This window comes from Methylocella sp. CPCC 101449, assembly GCF_031921685.1.
Lineage (GTDB): Bacteria > Pseudomonadota > Alphaproteobacteria > Rhizobiales > Beijerinckiaceae > Terripilifer.
In genome coordinates this window covers 564,734-583,501 of the sequence record NZ_JAPDHU010000001.1, presented here as the reverse complement: position 1 = coordinate 583,501, position 18,768 = coordinate 564,734, and the positions used below count along the sequence as shown (strand labels likewise).

General features: G+C 62.7%; 17 protein-coding genes. 4 read left to right on the top strand and 13 right to left on the bottom strand.

Features of this window, described 5'->3' with window-relative positions; genetic code table 11:
- Positions 1-14 precede the first annotated feature (14 nt).
- The 8 genes from OIM99_RS02610 to OIM99_RS02575 all read right to left on the bottom strand — a co-directional run bounded on the left by OIM99_RS02610 (position 15) and on the right by OIM99_RS02575 (position 10,682).
- Entirely contained in the window at positions 15-1,178 is a 1,164-nt protein-coding gene (locus tag OIM99_RS02610; RefSeq protein WP_311848756.1) for an ABC transporter substrate-binding protein, read from the bottom strand.
- A 266-nt stretch (positions 1,179-1,444) separates the two neighbouring features.
- Positions 1,445-2,725 (bottom strand): pitrilysin family protein, encoded by a 1,281-nt coding sequence (locus OIM99_RS02605; RefSeq protein ID WP_311848755.1) that lies wholly within the window; start codon positions 2,723-2,725, stop codon positions 1,445-1,447.
- A gap of 74 nt (positions 2,726-2,799) precedes the next feature.
- A complete protein-coding gene (locus OIM99_RS02600; protein ID WP_311848754.1) occupies positions 2,800-4,161 on the bottom strand; it encodes a pitrilysin family protein in 1,362 nt (453 codons plus the stop codon).
- 212 nt (positions 4,162-4,373) lie between these two features.
- Positions 4,374-5,108 (bottom strand): hypothetical protein, encoded by a 735-nt coding sequence (locus OIM99_RS02595; protein WP_311848753.1) that lies wholly within the window; start codon positions 5,106-5,108, stop codon positions 4,374-4,376.
- Between the two features lie 77 nt (positions 5,109-5,185).
- On the bottom strand, positions 5,186-5,689 hold the full coding sequence (gene lspA, locus OIM99_RS02590) for a signal peptidase II (protein ID WP_311848752.1): 504 nt from the start codon (positions 5,687-5,689) through the stop codon (positions 5,186-5,188).
- Complete coding sequence (ileS, locus tag OIM99_RS02585) at positions 5,686-8,754, bottom strand: isoleucine--tRNA ligase (protein WP_311848751.1); 3,069 nt, start codon at positions 8,752-8,754, stop codon at positions 5,686-5,688. Before ileS ends, lspA begins: the two co-directional genes overlap by 4 nt.
- A 242-nt stretch (positions 8,755-8,996) precedes the next feature.
- Positions 8,997-9,647, bottom strand: a complete 651-nt coding sequence (locus tag OIM99_RS02580) for a class I SAM-dependent methyltransferase (protein WP_311848750.1) — start codon at positions 9,645-9,647, stop codon at positions 8,997-8,999.
- Between the two features lie 75 nt (positions 9,648-9,722).
- Complete coding sequence (locus OIM99_RS02575) at positions 9,723-10,682, bottom strand: bifunctional riboflavin kinase/FAD synthetase (protein WP_311848749.1); 960 nt, start codon at positions 10,680-10,682, stop codon at positions 9,723-9,725.
- A 199-nt stretch (positions 10,683-10,881) separates the two neighbouring features.
- Here OIM99_RS02575 and OIM99_RS02570 point away from each other — a divergent pair, with 199 nt between their 5' ends.
- Positions 10,882-12,312, top strand: a complete 1,431-nt coding sequence (locus OIM99_RS02570; protein WP_311848748.1) for an FAD-binding oxidoreductase — start codon at positions 10,882-10,884, stop codon at positions 12,310-12,312.
- A 169-nt stretch (positions 12,313-12,481) separates the two neighbouring features.
- Here OIM99_RS02570 and OIM99_RS02565 read toward each other — a convergent pair whose 3' ends face one another.
- Entirely contained in the window at positions 12,482-12,766 is a 285-nt protein-coding gene (locus OIM99_RS02565) for a GIY-YIG nuclease family protein (protein ID WP_311850331.1), read from the bottom strand.
- 204 nt (positions 12,767-12,970) lie between these two features.
- Between OIM99_RS02565 and OIM99_RS02560 the strand changes: the two genes are divergently transcribed.
- Both OIM99_RS02560 and OIM99_RS02555 read left to right on the top strand, forming a co-directional pair.
- The gene (locus tag OIM99_RS02560) at positions 12,971-13,534 is read left to right on the top strand and encodes a hypothetical protein (RefSeq protein WP_311848747.1); all 564 of its coding nucleotides are present in this window, start codon (positions 12,971-12,973) and stop codon (positions 13,532-13,534) included.
- The gene (locus OIM99_RS02555) at positions 13,524-13,781 is read left to right on the top strand and encodes an HGGxSTG domain-containing protein (RefSeq protein ID WP_311848746.1); all 258 of its coding nucleotides are present in this window, start codon (positions 13,524-13,526) and stop codon (positions 13,779-13,781) included. Before OIM99_RS02560 ends, OIM99_RS02555 begins: the two co-directional genes overlap by 11 nt.
- A gap of 6 nt (positions 13,782-13,787) precedes the next feature.
- Here OIM99_RS02555 and OIM99_RS02550 read toward each other — a convergent pair whose 3' ends face one another.
- Positions 13,788-14,180: an MAPEG family protein gene (locus tag OIM99_RS02550; protein WP_311848745.1), complete on the bottom strand. Its 393-nt coding sequence runs from the start codon at positions 14,178-14,180 to the stop codon at positions 13,788-13,790.
- 323 nt (positions 14,181-14,503) lie between these two features.
- On the opposite strand from OIM99_RS02550, the gene OIM99_RS02545 reads away from it, so the two are divergent.
- On the top strand, positions 14,504-15,727 hold the full coding sequence (locus OIM99_RS02545; protein ID WP_311848744.1) for a cell wall hydrolase: 1,224 nt from the start codon (positions 14,504-14,506) through the stop codon (positions 15,725-15,727).
- On the opposite strand, the gene OIM99_RS02540 is transcribed toward OIM99_RS02545, so the two are convergent.
- The 3 genes from OIM99_RS02540 to OIM99_RS02530 all read right to left on the bottom strand — a co-directional run bounded on the left by OIM99_RS02540 (position 15,724) and on the right by OIM99_RS02530 (position 18,619).
- A complete protein-coding gene (locus OIM99_RS02540) occupies positions 15,724-16,224 on the bottom strand; it encodes a heme-binding protein (protein WP_311848743.1) in 501 nt (166 codons plus the stop codon). The genes OIM99_RS02545 and OIM99_RS02540 overlap by 4 nt on opposite strands.
- 95 nt (positions 16,225-16,319) lie before the next feature.
- Positions 16,320-16,946 carry a hypothetical protein gene (locus OIM99_RS02535; protein ID WP_311848742.1) on the bottom strand — a complete coding sequence of 209 codons (627 nt, stop codon included), beginning with the start codon at positions 16,944-16,946 and terminating at the stop codon, positions 16,320-16,322.
- 122 nt (positions 16,947-17,068) lie between these two features.
- Positions 17,069-18,619, bottom strand: a complete 1,551-nt coding sequence (locus OIM99_RS02530; RefSeq protein WP_311848741.1) for an ABC transporter substrate-binding protein — start codon at positions 18,617-18,619, stop codon at positions 17,069-17,071.
- Positions 18,620-18,768: the final 149 nt, after the last annotated feature.

Genomic DNA, 18,768 nt, shown 5'->3' with positions numbered 1-18,768 from the left:
CCAGCGACTGCGGGCTATTTAAATCCGACGTTGCTGAAACTCTCGATCTCGACGTTCTGCAACACGCCGTCCACCTTATCGACGCGGCGGATGTAGATGTTCTGGATGATGTCGCCGTTGCTCTTGTCGATGGTGACGGGGCCACGCGGGCTCTCGAACGTGCGGCCATGGACGAAGGAAATGAACTTGTCCGGATCGAACTTGCCCGAGCCTTGGGCGTTCAGCGCATCATAGGTGAGGCGCATGGAATCATAGACCGCCAGCGCGCCCCAGCCGATGCGTTGCTTGCCGTTCAATTCCGCCCATTCCTTGACGAATTCCTTATTCAAAGGCGAATTGTGCTGGGTCGAATAGATGCCGGTAGTGATCGTGCCGATCGCCGCATCGCCGACAGCGTCGATATAGGTCTCGTCGGTGATGTCGCCGGTGCCCATGATCTTGATGCCGGTGCTCTTGAGGCCGGAATCGTTGATGGCGCGCAGAATGCCGATGCTCAATTCGCCGATCGGCATGAAGATGAACACCGCATCCGCCTTGGCATCGCGGATGCGTTGCATATAGCCGGAGAATTCCGGATTGGAGACCGGGATGCGCACATTGCCGGCCAGTTCGCCATTGGCCTCTTTCAGCGCGTCCAGGAAATATTTCTCGCAGTCATGGCCGGGTGCGAAATCGGCGACGGCGACATAAACGCGCTTCCAGCCGTTCTTCACCGCATAGGCGGCAAGCGGCCGGCACAGTTGCGGCACGGCGAAGAAAGTGCGCGTCGAATATTTCGATTTCTCGCCGATGATGCCCGTGGTTGCCGCGCCGGTGACGAAGGACGGCACCTTGGCTTCCATCAGGATCGGCGCCGCGGCCAATGTATTGGGCGTGTAGTCCGGTCCGATCAGCAGATTGACGCGTTCGCGGGTGACGACTTCCTGCACCAGCCGTTTGGCGACTTCCGGATTGGGACCTGTCGTATCGCGGCGAATGAGTTCGATCTTCTTGCCGCCGGCGGTGTCGCCATATTTCTTCATGAACAGTTTGACGGCGCCGTCGGCCTGCTGGCCGCCCAGCGATGTGATGCCCGAAAAGCTTTGCAGAATGCCGATCTTCACCGTCTCTTGCGCTTGCGCGGCAAAGCCTGCCAGCGTGAGTGCTGTCGCCGCTAGCGCGGAACATACGATCCTCATGGCTTCCCTCCCCATCGGACCTGCGCGTCATGGCGCGCTCGGTGGAGACAGGTTCACCCGGAAAGCTAGGTGCTGTCTAGTCTGGTAGATGTTGCAGAACTCTCCGTGTCATCCCGGGCGCCGCAGGCGACCCGGGAGCCAGGGGCGTGTGGTAGAGACTGGGCGGGACTGATCGGGTGCGTTTAGCGCGCAACGTTTTACCGTTTGCCCTGGCTCCCGGATCACGCTTCGCGTGTCCGGGATGACACAGAGCTCGCGGTAAATCGTCAAAGCCCCGAGGGCTTGCCGGCCACGGCCACCAGCAGCCGTTCGTGATCGAACAGGCGCTTGGCGACGCGGCGCGCGTCGTCGAGGGTGACGGCGGCGATCAGGCCGTTGCGGCGATCGAGATAATCGACCGGATAGCCGTCTGTCTGCAAGGACACGAGATTGGCGGCGATCTTGGTCGATGTGTCGAAACGCAGCGCATAAGAGCCGATCATATATTTCTGCGCTTTCGCCAGTTCCTCGGCGGTCGGCCCGGTCTCGGCGATCTTGTTGATCTCTTCCTCGATCACCTGAAGGGATTCGGCAGCGCGCTCGTTCTTGGTCGACGTGCCGCCCGAGAACAGCGCGGTATGGTCGTTGGCGTGCAATTGCGTCCACACCGAATAGGCGAGGCCGCGCTTTTCGCGCACTTCCTTGAACAGGCGGGCGGAGAACACGCCACCGCCGAGAATATGATTGACCACGGCGCCGGTGATGAAATCGGCGTCATGGCGGGCAATGCCCGGCAGGCTGAAGCGCAGGGTCGACTGCGGCACGTCGATCTCGATCACCTTGCGGGTGCCCGCACCTTGCGGCGCGATGTCGGGAATGGCGGTCAGCGACGGTGCGGCCGGCAGGGCGCCGAACACGCGATCGATGAGTTTCGCCAGCCGGTCGGCATCGATGGCGCCGACGACGGCGACCTTGAGATTGCTCAGCGCGAACAGCCGTTGCCGCAACGCCGCGATGTGCTCGCGGCCGATCAGCGGTACGCTCTCCAGGCTGCCGCCGGTCGGCAGGCCATAGGGATGATGCGGGAAGGCCGCCTCCCGCCACGCCTTGCCGGACACCGCATTGGGATCGTTGGCTTCGTGGCGCAGGCCGGCGATGAGCTGGCTGCGCACCCGTTCGATCGCATCCGTGTCGAAGCGCGGCTCGTTGACCGCGAGGCGCAGCATGTCGAAAGCCGCGTCGATATTCCGCGACAGGGTTTTCATCTCGCCATGGAAATTGTCCTGGCCGGTATGAAACGACAGTTCGATCGCCTTGTCGTCCAGCGCCCGATGGAAGGCATCGGCATCGAGCGTGCCGGCGCCCTCGTCAAGCAGACCGGCGAGCACGGTCGCCGTGCCCGAAAGGCCCGTGGGATCCTGGGTCGAACCACCCTTGAAAGCAAAGTCTACGGCGACAAGCGGGACGGCATAGTCTTCCACCAACCAGACTTCGATGCCGCGCGGTGTGACGATTTTCTGGACGGTTTCGGCGCGGCTCTTGCTGCGGATTTCTGCTGCTGCGTTCATGATCAATCCAACTCGAAACAAATACAGCGTCCCGCGCCGAAGGGCGCGGATACGCTAGGAATAAGGCGTGGCGGTTAGGCCGCCTGCGCTTCGCCGTCGTCTTTCATCCGCAGGAAGCCGGTCACGGCACGATTGGGCGTCAGCCACTTCGCCACCGCGGCGCGCACCTGTTCGGCGGTCACGGCATCGATACGATTAGGCCATTCCTTCACGTCCTTGACCGTATGGCCGGTCGTCAGTGCCGCGCCATACCAGCGCGCCAGCGACGTCTGGCTGTCCTGCGCATAGACCGCATCGGCAATGAGCCGGGTCTTGGCGCGGGCCAGATCGCCTTCCGGCACCGGCGTTTTTGCCATCGCATCGATGACGGCGCCGACTGCCGCGTCGAGTGTTTCGAGCGAGACGTCGGGGGCGGGCACCGCATAGGCATAGAAGCGCGTATCGTCGAGCGACGTGCCCATGTAATAGGTGCCGGCGGCGACCGCGATCTTCTTGTCGACGACGAGAGCGTGATAGAGCCGGCTCGTCGGGCCGCCGCCCAAGAGATGGGAGGCGAGTTCGAGCGCTTCCGCTTCGCCAGGTTCCGCCGTCGTGTAGGAGGGCACCAGATAGACGCGCTGTTCGCTCGGCTGCTCGACCTTTTCATCGGCGAGCTGGACGAGGCGATGGGCGCGCGGCGGCGGCTCCTTGGTGCGGGTGCGACGGGGCGCTTCGCCCCGCGCCGGAATCTTGCCGTAGGTTTCTTCGGCGAGCGCGCGCACTTCGTCGCTGGTCACGTCGCCGGCGATGACGAGAACGGCGTTCTCGGGCGTATAGAAGCGCTTGTAATAGGTGAGCGCATCGTTGCGATCGAGCCCTTCGATCTCATGCTCCCAACCGATGATCGGCTTGCCATAGGGGTGATGCGTATAGAGCGCGGCCTGCACCGCTTCGCCGAGCTGCGCGGCGGGATCGCTGTCGGTGCGCATGCGGCGCTCTTCCAGCACGACATCGCGTTCCGGCGTCACCACATCGTCGGTGAGCACCAGATTGGTCATCCGGTCCGCTTCGAAATCCATCACGACGGGCAGATGCTCTTTCGGCACGCGCTGGTAATAGGCGGTGTAGTCGATCGAGGTGAAGGCGTTCTCCTGGCCGCCGAGTTCGGCGACGATTTCCGAGAATTCGCCCTTGGGATGCCGAGCCGTGCCTTTGAACATCAAATGTTCAAGGAAGTGCGCTATGCCTGACTTGCCGACCGGATCATCGGCGGAGCCGTTGCGATACCACACCATATGGGTGGCGACGGGCGCGCGATTGTCGGGAATAACAACGACTTCCAATCCGTTGGCGAGATGGAAGTGGCCGATATCGGGGCCTGCGCCTTTCGCGTCGGGGGCCGTCGCATGGGGCGTGAGGGCGGCGCTAGCGCCTTTTCCCTGGGCTTGAACTGTCAATTGCGTTCCTTCCGCATGTCGCTCCGCCGTTTGCCCCTGGCGGGGGAGCGGCGGTTCGGAAAGACGCAATATAGGTGCTCAGGTTGCGTTCGTCATGCCCCGCGGTACGGGGGACTGCCGAGCTTGCTCGTAGGGTTACTCGCGCAAGAGAAAAGCGCGTTTCGTGAGAAACGCGCTTTCTGATCTTTTCGGTCCGTCAGACGGCGAAACGTCTACTGATTCTCGTACCGCTCGCGACGGATACGCGCTTCCTCGCGCGCCTGGCCGGCTGCATCGAGAAGCGGCACTTCCTCGCGCGGCGCCTCGACGGTCGCCTTGACCGTCGTGGTGGCGCGGCGCAGGCCCGTCGGCGGATCGGTCAGGGCCTTGCGGTCCGGCTCGACGCCCGCCTGCAGGTCGCGGCTGGTGTCTTCCTTGCTGCGGGTATTCTTCATCACATACCAGTAGCGGGCCTGATTGCAGATTTCGCCATAGCTATTGGTGCCGCCGGCGCCGCATTGTTCGTCGCCGGGGTTGCGCGCGGCGGGCCGGGCGGTGCGGCCGCGGGCCAGTTCCTCGTTGCTCATCCGGGCGCTGCCGCTGTAATCGAGGTCCCGGTTGCGGTTCTTGGCGGCATTGGCCTTCAGGCGACGGGCTTCGTCATAATCCTGCGGCCAGTTGGGATTGCGCGCGGCGGCGCCGTTGCCGGGAGCCGGCAGGGCCGATTTATCGCGCGGCAGCACCAGCGGCGCGCGCTCGCGATACTGAATGCGCGGCTTTTCGTCCTCGTCGCTGGCGCCCATGCCAAAACCGATGGCATAGCCGGCGAGACCCTTCACGGTCTCCAGAAAGCTTTGGTCGCCATCGTCGAGTGCGCTCGCCGGCGTCACCGCCAGAAAGCCTCCGGTCAGGGCGGCGGCCGCCGCCAGCGTGATCGTGCGGCCCAGGGCCGGCATGCGAAGGGTCATACTCTTCCTCACTCGCGAAATTGAGCCGCCGAACCTGCCCGCCATTGAGGGCGATTTAGTGGCGCCACGGCTCTACTTTAGCCGACTGCGCCATCCGCGCGATCCTGCCGGCTTTCTCCTGTAAAGAGTGTTTCATACAGCAAGAGGGCCACACCGGCAACGATGGCGACGTCGGCGAGGTTGAAAACATACCAGGACAGGCGTCCGTAACGCTCTGTATCCATATGGAAATAAAAGAAATCTGCGACTGCGCCATATTGCCAGCGGTCATAGGCATTCCCAAGGGCCCCGCCGATGATCAGGCCGAGGCCGAAGGTGGTCAGCGCGCTGCCGGCCCGCCACAGCCAGATCGCCAGGAACAGCACGGCCGTCGCCATCAGCGCCAGCAGAATCAGCGGATGCACCTGCAGCCAGGAATAGGAAATGCCGGTGTTGAAGACCAACACCAGGTCGAACCAGGGGGTCACCGACACCGGCTGCCGGGCGCCGATGTCATAAGTATAGAGCATCCAGTGCTTGTGGCCCTGGTCGATGACCAGGGCCAGAAAGATGGCGAAGAGACCGAGGACGCGTGGCGTCATGCGGCGTTTCCTGGCAACCGCCCGGCGGCTTTCAGCTCACGCAAGGCCTGGGCGTCGCGCGGCGTCACGCCCGGATAGTCAGCTTCAGCCGTCGCCGGGTCGAAATATTTCCACGACCGGGCGCATTTGATGCCCGAGGCAGGGGCCGAGGTCACGGCCACGCCCTTCACGTCGTCGGCCCGGAAGGCCTCCGCCGGGCCGTCGCCGAGCTTCACCACGATGCCGGAGGTGATGCAGACTTCGGCGAAATCGACGCTCATCACCGCGTCATAAACCGCCTGGTCGGCGATGGTGACGACCGGGCAGGCTTCCAGCGACGAGCCGATGCGCTTTTGCGCCCGCTCGATCTCGAGCGCGCCGGTGACCACCCGGCGGACAGTGCGGATGGTGCGCCATTTCTGCGCCAAAGCCTCGTCGCGCCACGCCGCCGGCGTGTCGGGGAAGGCTTGCAGATGCACCGAACCGTCTTCCGAGGGATAACGCGACAGCCACGCCTCTTCGCAGGTGAAGGCGAGGATCGGCGCGAACCAGGTCGTCACGCGCTTGAAGATCTCGTCGATCACGGTCAGCGCCGCCTTGCGCGTGCGGCTCGACAGCGGATCGCAATAGAGCGCGTCCTTGCGCACGTCGAAATAGAAGGCCGACAGATCGCTGGTCATGAAGGCGGAGAGCGCCGCGATGACCTTCTTGTAGTCGAACTTCTGATAGGCCTCGCGCACCTCGCCATCGAGCTCGGCAAGGCGATGCAGCATCAGCCGTTCAAGCTCCGGCATGTCGGCCGGTTTGATCCGATCGGCTTCGGTGAACGGCGCCAGCGAGCCCAGCATCCAGCGGATGGTGTTGCGCAGCTTGCGATAGGTTTCGACGAAAGTAGTCAGGATATTCTTGCCGATGCGCAGATCGTCCGAATAGTCGGACGCCGCCACCCACAGGCGCAGGATGTCGGCGCCGGAATCCTTGATCACCGTCTGCGGCGCGACCACATTGCCGAGCGACTTCGACATCTTACGGCCGTTCTCGTCGAGCACGAAGCCGTGCGTCAGCACCACGTCATAGGGCGCATGGCCGCGCGTGCCGCAGCTCTCCAAGAGCGACGAATGGAACCAGCCGCGATGCTGGTCGGAGCCTTCCAGATACATGACCTCGTCGGGGCCGCCATCGCGCACGCGCTTGATGCCGGCAAGGCCGGGGAAGTGCACCGGGTCTTCCAGGGTGAACGCATGGGTCGATCCGGAATCGAACCAGACGTCGAGCACGTCGTCGATCTTGTCGTAGGTGTCGTGATCGTAATCGCTGGCGAGGAAGCGCGCCTTGGCGTCGGCGGCGAACCAGGCATCGGCGCCTTCCTTTTCGAAAGCATCGGCGATGCGTTTGTTCACCGTCTCGTCGACCAGAGGCTCATGCGTGCCCTTCTTGACGAAGACGGCGATCGGTACGCCCCAGGCGCGCTGACGCGACACCACCCAATCGGGCCGGTTGGCGATCATGCCGTTGATGCGGTTTTCGCCCGCCGCCGGCACCCAGCGCGTGTCCTGGATCGCCTGCAAGGCGATGTCGCGCAAGGTCGCGCCATTGCTGGGTTCCGTGCTCGCGAAGGGCTTGTCCATCGCGATGAACCATTGCGGCGTATTGCGGAAGATCACCGGCTTCTTCGAGCGCCAGGAATGGGGATATTGATGTTTCAGCTTGCCGCGCGCGACGAGATGGCCGGCGGCGATCAGCGCTTGGATCACCGCGTCATTGGCATCGCCCTTCTTGCCCTTGTCGTCGAGGACGCGCTTGCCTTCGAAACCCGGCGCTTCCTTGGTGTAGGAGCCATCCGGCGCAACCGTGTAGGGGATGCGCGTATCGATGCCGCGTTCGGCCAACAGCCGGCCATTGGCCATCCAGATGTCGAAGTCTTCGCGGCCATGGCTTGGCGCGGTGTGGACGAAGCCCGTGCCGGTATCGTCGGTGACATGATCGCCGTCGAGCAGCGGCACGTCGAAACCATAGCCCGGCAGATGGCTCAGCGGATGGCTGCACGCAGCGATGTCGGAGGGATCGACGTCGCGCACGCGCTCGAATTTCTCGACGCGCGCCGCCTGGAAGACGGCGGAGGCCAGACGATCGGCCAGCACATAGCTGTCGCCGGTCTTGGCCCAATTGTCCTCTGGTGCCTCGACGACGCGATAGAGGCCGTATTCGACCTTGTGTGAGAAGGCGACCGCGCGGTTGCCGGGCAGGGTCCAGGGCGTCGTCGTCCAGATGACGACGGAGGCGGCCTGCAGCTCTTCGTTGATCGCATCGACGCCGGCGATGTCTTCATCGCTCTCGCCGGAATCGCGCATGGCGCGCTTCGCGGCATCGCCGACGCCCTTGGCGAGCTTCTTTACCGGAAAGGCGACATAGACCGTGTCGGACGTGTAGTCCTCGTATTCGATCTCGGCTTCCGCCAACGCCGTCTGTTCGACCACGCTCCACATCACGGGTTTTGAGCCGCGATAGAGCAGGCCGTTGGCGGCGAATTTCATGATCTCGCGGGCGATCTGCGCTTCCGCCGGAAAGCTCATGGTCAGATAGGGATGGGCCCAATCGCCCTCGACGCCGAGGCGCTTGAATTCCTCGCGCTGGATCGACACCCAGTTTTCGGCATAGGCGCGGCATTCCTTGCGGAAGGCGATCATGGCGGCGGGGTCCGACCAGTCGGGCTTCTGCTTGCCCTTGGCGCGGTAATTGTCTTCCTCGATCTTCCATTCGATCGGCAGGCCGTGGCAGTCCCAGCCCGGCACATAGTTGGAATCCTTGCCCAGCATCTGCTGGCTGCGCGTCACCATGTCCTTGAGGATCTTGTTGAGCGCATGGCCGATGTGGATGTTGCCGTTGGCATAGGGCGGGCCATCGTGCAGCACGAATTTCGGCCGCCCGCGGCCGGCCTCGCGCAGCTTCCGGTAGAGATCGATCTTGGCCCAGCGGGCGAGGAGTTCCGGTTCCTTCTGCGGCAGGCCGGCGCGCATCGGAAAATCCGTCTGCGGCAGGAACAGGGTTTTGGAGTAATCGGGACCTTTTACGGACGTGTCGTTCATGGTTTTGGAGCCAATTCAGGCGTCGGCGCCCAAGGGCGCCAAGAAATCGAAGGCAGATGTGCGGAAGTCGCCGGATAAGGCCGGCGCTCGTGCCCGGCCCGCTCAGCGGCGTGCCGGGCCGATAATTCGCGATATGGGCAGAAGAAAACGCATGGCAGGCGTTTTAGCATCGCTTTGCGGCGACGCAAGGAACTCTGTGTCATCCCGGACACGCGAAGCGTGATCCGGGAGCCCGGGCGAACCTACTTTTTCAGAATGAATTTCGGCTCCTCGACCGTCATCGGCCGGCCGATTTTCGCGGCGAATTCGTCCGCCGCCTGGACGATCTCCGGCCAGGCCCCGGCATGGTAATCGTCGCCGATCAAAACCCCGCCCTCGGCCAGGATCGACCAGTAATCCTCCAGATCGTTGCGCACCTCCCGGTATTCATGGGCGGCGTCGATATGGACCAGGGTCGGCCGGATGTCCTGATGCCGGAGGATTTTGCAGGCTGTGGACGAGGTCTGCGGCATCGGGATGACGTAGTCGGTCAGCCCGCGTGCCGCGACATTCGACAGAAAGGTCTCGTATAAATTCGGCAATCCCTGAGTTCTTTGAAACATATCAGGATAATAGACCCAGTGTTCCAGCGAGCCGAGGAACGTGTCGACGGATAAAACCACGCCATCGATGCGGTTTTTCTTGAGGTTTTCCGCGAGATTGATGGTCGACTGCCCCTTCCAGACGCCGACATCGACGATAATCGGCCGGGAACCGTGGCCGGCGAGGCGCGAAAGCGCCGGGTGGTCGCCGTTCCAGCCCTGAATGTCGTCTTCGGCTGGGCCGGAGACGAAACCGTCCCAGATGTTCCGGCCATAGAGTTTCTGCATCAATTCCTGGCAGATCGCCGACATGGTGCCTCCTTATTTGCGGATTTAACCGCCGGAGGCCAAGATAGTTCAGAATACGATGGTTCAGGACGCGATCGTTCAGGAAGCCTGCAAAATCGCCCGCGCCTCCGCCTCGTCCTTGCGCATCTGCACCATCAGCGGATCGAGGCCGTCGAATTTCAGTTCCGGCCGCAGCCAGGCGACGAAGGTGACTTCCACCGTCTTGCCGTAGAGATCGCCGGAAAAATCGAAGACGAAGACTTCGAGCAACGGCGCGCCATTGTCGACGGTCGGGCGCCGGCCATAGCTGGCGACACCATTATAGGTGCGCCCGTCCACGCTGAGGCGCACTGCATAAATGCCGTGCGCGACATGCATCGAGGGGTCAAGCTCGAGATTGGCGGTGGGAAAGCCCAGAGTGCGGCCCAGTGCCTGGCCGTGGATGACTTCGCCGACGACGAAGAAATCATGGCCGAGCAGATGGCCGGCGAGGGTCATGTCACCTTCCGCCAAGGCCTTGCGCACGGCGCTCGAATGCACCGCGTCGAGCGAGCCATTGGCATCGGCCGCCACTTTGGCGACGATATGGACGCTGAGCCCATGGCGCTGGCCGATCTCTTTCAGCGCGTCCGGCGTGCCCTGGCGGCCCTTGCCGAAATGATAATCGTAGCCGGCGACGATGCCCGAGGCGCCGAGCCGCTTGACCAAAACTTCTGCGATGAAGGTTTCCGCATCGAGCTTGGCGATCTCGGCGTTGAAATTCAGCACGACGACGCCGTCGATGCCGAGCCGTTCCAGCGCGCGCGCCTGCGCCTGTGGCGGGGTGATCCGCTCGACCACCCGCTTGCCGGCCAGGAAATCGGCCGGATGCGGCTCGAAGGTCAAAACCGCGCAGGGCTTGCCGAGCTGCCGCGCCAAGGCCAGCGCCTCGCCGATCACCGCTTGATGGCCGCGATGCACGCCATCGAAATTGCCGAGCGCATAGACGGCCCCCCGCAGTCCGGTCGGCGGCACCTGCGGGTCGTGGACAATCTGGAATGTATGGGCGGCGGCGGTCATGAAATCCGGAAAAAGCGGCCATTCGGTCGGTTGAGGGCGCGAAACACCATGCGAGCGGCCCCGCGTCAATACGCAAAGCGCGGCCGAATGCCCGGACCTGTCACTGTCGCCATATTGCGACTATAGCAACGGAGTGAGAAAAGGCGGGCGTGCCGGCAGACCGCTCGGCTTAAGGATATGAATCTCAGGAACCTGATCTATGACCACCGCCGCCGACGTTGCCGCCGATCCGCTGTTGTCCCGCCTGGCCGCCATTGTCGGCGAGCGTCACGTGCTGCGCGAAGCCGGTGACATGGCCGCCTATCTGGCCGAGCCGCGCGATCTCTTCCACGGCCACGCACGTTGTGTCGTGCGGCCCGGTTCGACCGCCGAAGTCGCCGCCATCTTGAAACTCTGCGCCGAGACCGACACGCCAGTCGTGCCCCAGGGCGGCAATACCGGCCTGGTCGGCGGCCAGATTCCGGGTCAGGGCAGCCGCAAGGACGAAGTGGTCCTGTCCCTGAAGCGCATGGACAAGGTGCGCGAGACCGATCCGGCCTCGATGACCATGACGGTGGAGGCGGGCCTCACTCTGCTCGCCGTGCAGGAAGCAGCCGAGAAGGCCGGCGCTCTGTTTCCGCTGTCGCTGGCGGCCGAAGGCTCCTGCACCATCGGCGGCAATCTCTCCACCAATGCCGGCGGCACGGCGGTGCTCGCCTATGGCAATGCGCGCGATCTCGTCACCGGCCTCGAAGTCGTCCTCGCCGATGGCCGCGTGCTGTCCAATCTGTCGAAGCTGAAGAAGGACAACACCGGCTACGACCTGAAACATCTGTTCATGGGCTCGGAAGGCACGCTCGGCATCATCACCGCCGCGGTGGTGAAGCTCTATCCGCGCCCCAGAGAAATGCACACGGCCTTCATCGGTTTGAACTCACCGCACGAAGCGCTGAAGCTCCTTAATCTCGCCCAGTCGCTCGCCGGCGCCGACGTAAAGACGTTCGAGCTGATGTCGCGCTTCTGCCTCGACATCGTCGTCACGCACGGCGAAGGTACGCGCGATCCGCTGGCCGGCAAGCACAATTGGTATGTGCTGCTGGAATTGGGCTCGCAGATCGAGGGCGGCGAAGCCGCTCTGATGAACGTGCTCGAACAGGGCATGGAGCAGGGCCTCATCGAAGACGCGGTGGTGGCCGCCTCCCTCGATCAGCGCGCCGATTTTTGGAAGCTGCGCGAACTGCTCTCCGAATTGCAGAAGTTCGAAGGCGGCTCGATCAAGCACGACGTCTCCGTGCCGGTGGCGAAAGTGCCGCAATTCCTCGACGAAGCTGGTCCTGCGGTGGAAGCCTTCATGCCCGGCGCCCGCCTCGTGCCCTTCGGCCATCTCGGCGACGGCAACATCCACTACAACGTGACCCAGCCCGTCGGCATGGACAAACAGGCCTATCTCGACCGCTGGTACGAGATGAACGCCGTGGTGCACGGCATCGTCACGCGTTTGAACGGCTCGATCTCAGCCGAACACGGCATCGGCACCTTGAAGCGCGACTTGTTGCCAACGGTGAAAGACCCGGTGGCGCTGGAGGTGATGCGCACGTTGAAGCAAGCGCTGGACCCGAAGGGGATTTTGAATCCGGGGAAGGTGCTTTAGGGGGCGAAGCGCGACGCTCTCACCGTCATTGCGAGGAGCAATGCGACGAAGCAATCCAGGGGCGTGTGGTAGAGCGGAAAGAAAAGCACATGGCGCAGACGTATCCGTGCCTGCGTTTCTACACCTTGGCCCCTGGATTGCTTCGCTGCGCTCGCAATGACGGTGTAGGCTAAAGCTCGCTATACAGATCATGCCATTGTGGGTTCATGGCCTCGATCAAGGCAATTTTCTTCGACCGACTACCTGCCTTGATCTGCTTCTCGCGTATAATCGCATCATCCATGCGCTCGTGAGATTCATGCCAGACCAACCGTTTGCAGCCATATCTCTTGGTAAAACCGTCGAGTTCACCCATACGATGTTGGTGGACACGCAATGAAAGATGAGCGGTCACGCCGGTATATAAGGTCCCGTTGCGCTTGTTGGTCATGATGTAGACAGAGGGTGCCTTCACTTTTTCTCTCTGGCCTCCACCGTCATTGCGAGCGCAGCGAAGCAATCCATAAGCTGGAGCGTAGCTTACAGGCGTTGCAACGCTCGACATGTTGAAATCTCCTCTAAATTTAAGAACAAAACAAGAACAAAATTCCGCCACCCTCCCTTCGTATTTTAGGTCCACGGCCGCGAGCGTCGCGGCGGGCATCGGGGAGAATGGCTTTTGGGTAAGGGAACCAAAACATCGAAACCACGCGGTCAGGATGCGACCGCCGGCGACAGCGCGGCGTTTGGCGCGCCTGTGGGCGACACGCCATCGCAGGACTGGACCGAAGTGCTGGCCGATCAGGCGATGGAGGCGCTTTGGCTGGAGGGGTTAAGTCCCGACGAAGAGAAGAAACAGGAAAAGGCCGTCGTCGACGGGCTGAAGGGCATCGCGCCGAAGGATGAGCTGGAAGGCATGATGGCCGTGCAATTGGTCGCGGCGCATAACGCCAGTTTGGCAGCCTATCGCCGCGCCATTGAGGTCGAGCGTTCCTTCAACATGTGGCGGGAGGCGATGACGCAGGCCAATAGCCTGTCGCGCACCTTTTCAACCTTGCTCGATGCGCTCCATCGCTATCGCGGCAAGAGCCAGCAGAAGATCACCGTCGAACATGTCCATCGGCAACTGGACATGCCGGGGCATGCTCACACGGGTGGTCGCGTCAGCCGCATGATCCTGGCGCAAGATCTCACGCAGGAGGGGGTGTTGCGCGATTCTGAGGAACAACCCCATGCAAGGTAATTTTCTTGATCATTTTCCCGCGCCTTTTGCGGCCTGCGGTGCGCGCACCCGAGGGGGGATGACCTGCCGCGCGCCGGCGATGAGCAATGGCCGCTGCCGGATGCACGGCGGTCTGTCGAGCGGCCCGCCGCCGGGCAACCGGAACGCCCTCAAGCACGGCCGATACAGCGCTGAGGCGATCACGAGGCGGAGACAGGTGCGCGCGCTCCTCAATGCGATGCGCGCCACGATCGAGGCGATGAAGTGAAGCGGGCTACCTCACGAACAACCAGATCGCCATCAGCGAGGCTACCAGGGTCACCAGCATCGTGCCGCCGGCGCCGATCAGGCGGCAGGTGCTGCGCATCGATTCCGGCTTCAGGCCGAAGGGGTGAATCACCCGCGCGATCACCAAGACGATGCCGAGGACATGCACCCACAGATGTGGCGCCCCATTGGTTTCGATGATCGCCAGCAATACGAGGGCGAGCGGCACGTTCTCGATGAAGTTCATGTGCCTGCGGTCGGCGATAAGAAGCGCGCGGTCCTGGCCGGCATTGCCGAGGGAGACGCCGGTCTGACCGCGCAGGCGCCCGACATTGGCGATGAGGGCCAGCATGATCAGGCCGAGAAGGCCGGCATAGAAGCCGGTGATGTACATACCCATGGTGTCGTCCCTCCGTCGCCAAACTGGTTACCGCGAGCTTAATCAATTTGCTTCGATTTGAAACAGGGCGCCGCGCGGCCCAGTAATAAGCCGGCAAGCCTAATGAGTGATAACTTTTTGAAGCCGCCGCGGCATTGCGGGTCCAAATCGCTCTCGCGGCAGAATCACTGTTTTTCGCGCCGTTCTGCGGTGCATAGAGCAGGATGCGAAAAAGTGGTCACCGGTTTTTCGCGCAGAATCCTGCTCTCCTTTTGGAATCGATCAGAATGATTTTGGATCGAATCGATCCAAAATCATTCTGATCCTGGTCACGCAGGGTGCGTATGGGCCGTTCGCGTTTCGGTTGGGCGTTGGGTGCAATGGCGCCGTGGTGCCTCGGGCTTGTGCTCGCGGTGACGGTGGCGGCCGACGCCGGGCAGGATGCCTCCATCGGCTCGTCGCTCGCACCGATGACCGCTTTCCAGCGTGCCAATGCCGGCGATCTCATTCTGCCGAGCGGCTCCAGCCTGCGCAATTCGATCGCTCTGCCGCGTGTCTATGCCGCCGCGCTGGTGCGCGAAGCAAGCCTCACCGTCGGCGAGAAGGAAGATCTGATCGCCAGCGATGAGATCGAGCCGCGCAAAGTGCTCAAGCGCCACGCGACGCAATTCCCGACCCCCGATCGCAGCCGCAAGGGCGATCCGGTCGTCGGCCTGCGGCCCTCTTTCGATGCCAAACTGCGCAAGCCCGGCGATACGGCGAATTTTATCGCGCGCAGCCAGATCTCAGGCGACACTTACCTCGCTTTCGACGGTTTCGAACAGCCGGAAGACGGCCTTGGCGTAGGCGCCGTGCTGGCGGCGCCTCTCGGCAGCAACAGCCCGCAAAATCGCGATCATGGTCCCGATGGCGCTTCGCCGACCCATTCGGTCCTGCGCACCTTATTGCAGCCGGAAGCCGCGCCGCTGCATCTCGACGGTTCGACGCCCTCGCCGCGCCGCGCCGTGATGTTGAGTTCGACCACGCCGCTGCCCTCGGGCGCGCAGGTCGAAGTCGTCTATGTGCCGATCGGCGGCGCGCCGGTCGCCGAGAAGGGCGGCATGACCGTGATCGCCCGCAACGAACGCCCCGACTACGCCGCCATCATCGAACAGGCGCGCACCGAGAAGGAACAGCGCTGCCTCGCCGAAGCGGTCTATTTCGAAGCGCGTAGCGAACCGGAAGAAGGCCAGGCGGCGGTCGCACAAGTCGTGTTGAACCGCGCCGTCAGCGGTCTCTATCCCGCTTCCGTTTGCGGCGTCGTCTATCAGAACCGCCATCGCTACAAGGCCTGCCAGTTCTCCTTCGCCTGCGAAGGCAAGTCGCTGCGCGTCACAGAACCGGAATCCTGGGCGACCGCGCAGCGCATCGCCGAGGAAGTGCTCGACGGCAAGACTTGGCTCGCCGATGTCGGCGGCTCGACCCACTATCACGCCAATTACGTGCGCCCCGGCTGGTCGCGCCGCCTGCTCCGCATGGATCGCATCGGCGCGCATATTTTCTACAAGTTGAAACCGGGACAGACTTAGAATTCCAAATCGGCGCGCACCGCCTCGAAGCCGGCGCGTGCGCAAGCATCGTCCGCCTGTCCGCCGGGACCGCCGGAAACACCGACCGCGCCGAGCAGGCTGCCGCCCGCTTCCACTGGCACGCCGCCGCCGACCGGCAGGAATCGCGCGATCGATCGCAAGCCTGAGAGCCCGCCGGACGCCGTGGCTTCCGCCAATTGCAACGTGTCGAGACGGAAGCTGATGGCCGTCCACGCCTTGTTGGTGGCGACATCGACCGTATGCGGTCCGGCGAGGCGATCGCGCAGCAGCACCTGCGTCACCCCGGCGCGATCGACGACGGCGACCGCGATTTGAAAGCCCTGTTTGCGGCAGGTCTCAAGTGCGCCTTGCGCGATTTTCAATGCGCTTTCCGGCGTCAGTTGTTTGACGGTGTAGGTCGCATCCTGCGCTGCCAGCGGGCCGGCGCAAAGCGACAACAGGCTCACACCCATAAGCGCGCGACGCAACGATGTCATTTCTCTCCCTCCATCTCGATCCGATGAGTTTTGCGGCGAACGGAAGGGATTGCAAGCAAGTGTTTCAAGCAAGCGTTCAAAGAAAGCGTTTCGCCTCAACTGTTGGTGCGCAGGAAGAACAGGAAGATGGTCAGGCCATACATGATGTAATTGCCGATATTGGTGATCAACGTTTTCCAATTGGCCAATTTGTCGATCTGCTCGGAGAGCTTGTTGTTTTCGGCTTGCAGCGCTGTCAGTCGGCGGCCGGCTTCAATGGAAACCTCGTTCTCCATGGCCTGTAGCTTTTGCACCGTTGCCACATCTTCATAGTCGGTGGCGGTGATCTTCTCGTAATCGCCCATCCGGACCTGCCAATCGGCAGGATGAGTGATCGACACGATGCGCCGCATCGAAGCCTGGGCCCCCAGCCGATAGCGCTTGTCCAGCATGTATTTGAGCTTGTCCTCGCCGTTCGAACTGGCAAGGATGATCAGATTGGCCGCGCGTTGCAGCTGATAGGCATCGAAATCGCGTGTGAAGCTTTCCAATTTGCTGCTGCTGCTCGTGACCGCTTCGCGATCCCTGTTGAGCTCTGCCACCCGATTGTCGATCGACACCGACATGGCGGTCGAGCCGATCGACGTCAGGATCGCCGGCGACAGGAAAAGGATGGCTTTGAAAGTGGTGGTGTTCCAGACGTATTTTTTCAGGAACTGAACGAGTTTCGGGGGCAACCGCATGGGAGCTCCATCGCAAGGGGCTGATGCGATTGTGCGGTGGCCGCTCGCTCCCGGCAAGCTGCCAAGAAAGACGGCCAGAGCCAAGCTCCGGCCGCCTCACGAATGTCTGGTCGAGCTTGCGGCTACTTCCAGCGAAACTCGTTGGCTTCGATACTATAGGGACTGAGCGATCCCGGCCCGATGTCCAGTTCGTTCAGATGGACGAAGACGTCAGGCCGTCCGGAGATCGGCAAAGCATAAGCCTGCTCGTTCACCCGGTCGTAGATCTTGGCATAGAGCGCCTTGCGTTTGCCCTCGTCATTGGTGCGCATCGCCTCGTCCGCCAATTGGTGGATCTGGTCGTCGCGGGCGAAGTCGCGCGGCCCCTTGCCGAAGAGGAAATCGACGGTGGAAGAGGAATCGGGCAGGCCGCCCGAGGTCCACAGCGCCACCACCGCCTGCAATTTCCCGTCGCGCTGTTTCTGCCGATAGGCGGCCAAGGTCACCGGGCTGACCTTGGCGCGCACGCCGATCTTGTGAAACTCGCCGGCAATCGCTTCCGCCAATTGGGCGGCTGAGGCAAAGGCGGTGAGTTCCAGATCGAAGCCATTGGGATAGCCGGCGTCCGCCAGAAGTTTCTTGGCGGCGGCGCGGTCGAAGGGCGGCGGCGTCGTATTCCAGGCGCAGGCGATCTGCACCGGGAAGCACAGAGCGTCGGTCTTCAGCGGCGGTTTCTGCCCCGGCGTCACGCTCGTGGCAATGGCCTGCCGGTCGATGGCCTGCACCAGAGCGCGGCGCACGCGCACGTCCGACAGGATCTTATTGCCGGAGCGATTGGCGGCGTCGAAGGAGATGTATTGCACCATCATGCCGTCGATCGAGGTCATGACGAAGCGCTTGTCATGCTCGAAAGTTTCGCCGGCTTCGCGCGTCGAAATGCGCATCACATCGAGACCGCCGGTGAGCAGTTGCGCGGCTTGCGTCTGCACGTCGGGCATCGGCAGGCCAACGACCCGCCCGACCGTCGCCGCCGGCTTGCACGGGCTCGCCTGCGGATAAGCGGCGGCGCGCGCGAGCGTAACCCCCTTGGCGATATCGACACTGTCGATGCGATAAGGCCCGGTGCCGATCGGCGTGCGGCGTCCGAAGGTCGATTTGTCGGCCAGTGCCGCATGCACGTGCTTGGGCAGGATGTAGAGGCTGCTGGCGAGCCGGGCGAGCGCCGTCGGATTGACCTCGCGGAAGGTGATGCGCACGGTCAGCGGGCTGACGACGACAGCCTCTTTCACCCAGGAGAAATTCTCCTTGAAGCGATAGGGCGAGGCCGGATCGATCAGCCAATTCAGCGTATAGGCGACATCCTCGGCGGTCAGCGCCACGCCGTCGTGAAACTTCACATCGTCGCGCAGGTCGAATTCCAGCGTTTTGTCATCGGGCTGTCGCCAGGCTTTGGCGAGGCTCGGCACGAAGCTTTTTGAATCCGAGGCATAGCAAATCAGCGTGTCGAAGGCGGCCCGGGTCGTGAAAGCGTTCTGCGGCTGCGGATCGTCGTAGATGAGCACGCTGCCGATCGGTTCGTAAAAGCCGATCCGAACCGTGTCCTTGGCCTTTTGAGCGTTGGCCGCCCCGGAGCCGATAAATGTGCTGACCAGAATCCCAGCCAAAAGCCGCGCCTGCGGCCCACGGATGTGCATGTTTCCTCCCGTTCGCGTTGCTTGGGCAACCCGCGGGCAGGGTAAGAGACCGGGCAGGCATGATCCATTGCCAATGGGCGGCCAACGGGCGGATTGACAAAAAAGCAACGTCGGCTCAAATGGGTGCAATTGCACGCAATTCGATTGGG

What these genes read in the sequence shown, in the direction of transcription:
- OIM99_RS02570 (WP_311848748.1), top strand. Translation starts at nt 10,882, where the DNA reads ATGACCACCGCCGCCGACGTTGCCGCCGATCCGCTGTTGTCCCGCCTG.
- OIM99_RS02580 (WP_311848750.1), bottom strand. Translation starts at nt 9,647, where the DNA reads ATGTCGGCGATCTGCCAGGAATTGATGCAGAAACTCTATGGCCGGAAC.
- OIM99_RS02610 (WP_311848756.1), bottom strand. Translation starts at nt 1,178, where the DNA reads ATGAGGATCGTATGTTCCGCGCTAGCGGCGACAGCACTCACGCTGGCA.
- OIM99_RS02540 (WP_311848743.1), bottom strand. Translation starts at nt 16,224, where the DNA reads ATGACATCGTTGCGTCGCGCGCTTATGGGTGTGAGCCTGTTGTCGCTT.
- OIM99_RS02605 (WP_311848755.1), bottom strand. Translation starts at nt 2,725, where the DNA reads ATGAACGCAGCAGCAGAAATCCGCAGCAAGAGCCGCGCCGAAACCGTC.
- OIM99_RS02595 (WP_311848753.1), bottom strand. Translation starts at nt 5,108, where the DNA reads ATGACCCTTCGCATGCCGGCCCTGGGCCGCACGATCACGCTGGCGGCG.
- OIM99_RS02530 (WP_311848741.1), bottom strand. Translation starts at nt 18,619, where the DNA reads ATGCACATCCGTGGGCCGCAGGCGCGGCTTTTGGCTGGGATTCTGGTC.
- OIM99_RS02575 (WP_311848749.1), bottom strand. Translation starts at nt 10,682, where the DNA reads ATGACCGCCGCCGCCCATACATTCCAGATTGTCCACGACCCGCAGGTG.
- OIM99_RS02535 (WP_311848742.1), bottom strand. Translation starts at nt 16,946, where the DNA reads ATGCGGTTGCCCCCGAAACTCGTTCAGTTCCTGAAAAAATACGTCTGG.
- OIM99_RS02555 (WP_311848746.1), top strand. Translation starts at nt 13,524, where the DNA reads ATGCAAGGTAATTTTCTTGATCATTTTCCCGCGCCTTTTGCGGCCTGC.
- lspA (WP_311848752.1), bottom strand. Translation starts at nt 5,689, where the DNA reads ATGACGCCACGCGTCCTCGGTCTCTTCGCCATCTTTCTGGCCCTGGTC.
- OIM99_RS02545 (WP_311848744.1), top strand. Translation starts at nt 14,504, where the DNA reads ATGGGCCGTTCGCGTTTCGGTTGGGCGTTGGGTGCAATGGCGCCGTGG.
- ileS (WP_311848751.1), bottom strand. Translation starts at nt 8,754, where the DNA reads ATGAACGACACGTCCGTAAAAGGTCCCGATTACTCCAAAACCCTGTTC.
- OIM99_RS02550 (WP_311848745.1), bottom strand. Translation starts at nt 14,180, where the DNA reads ATGGGTATGTACATCACCGGCTTCTATGCCGGCCTTCTCGGCCTGATC.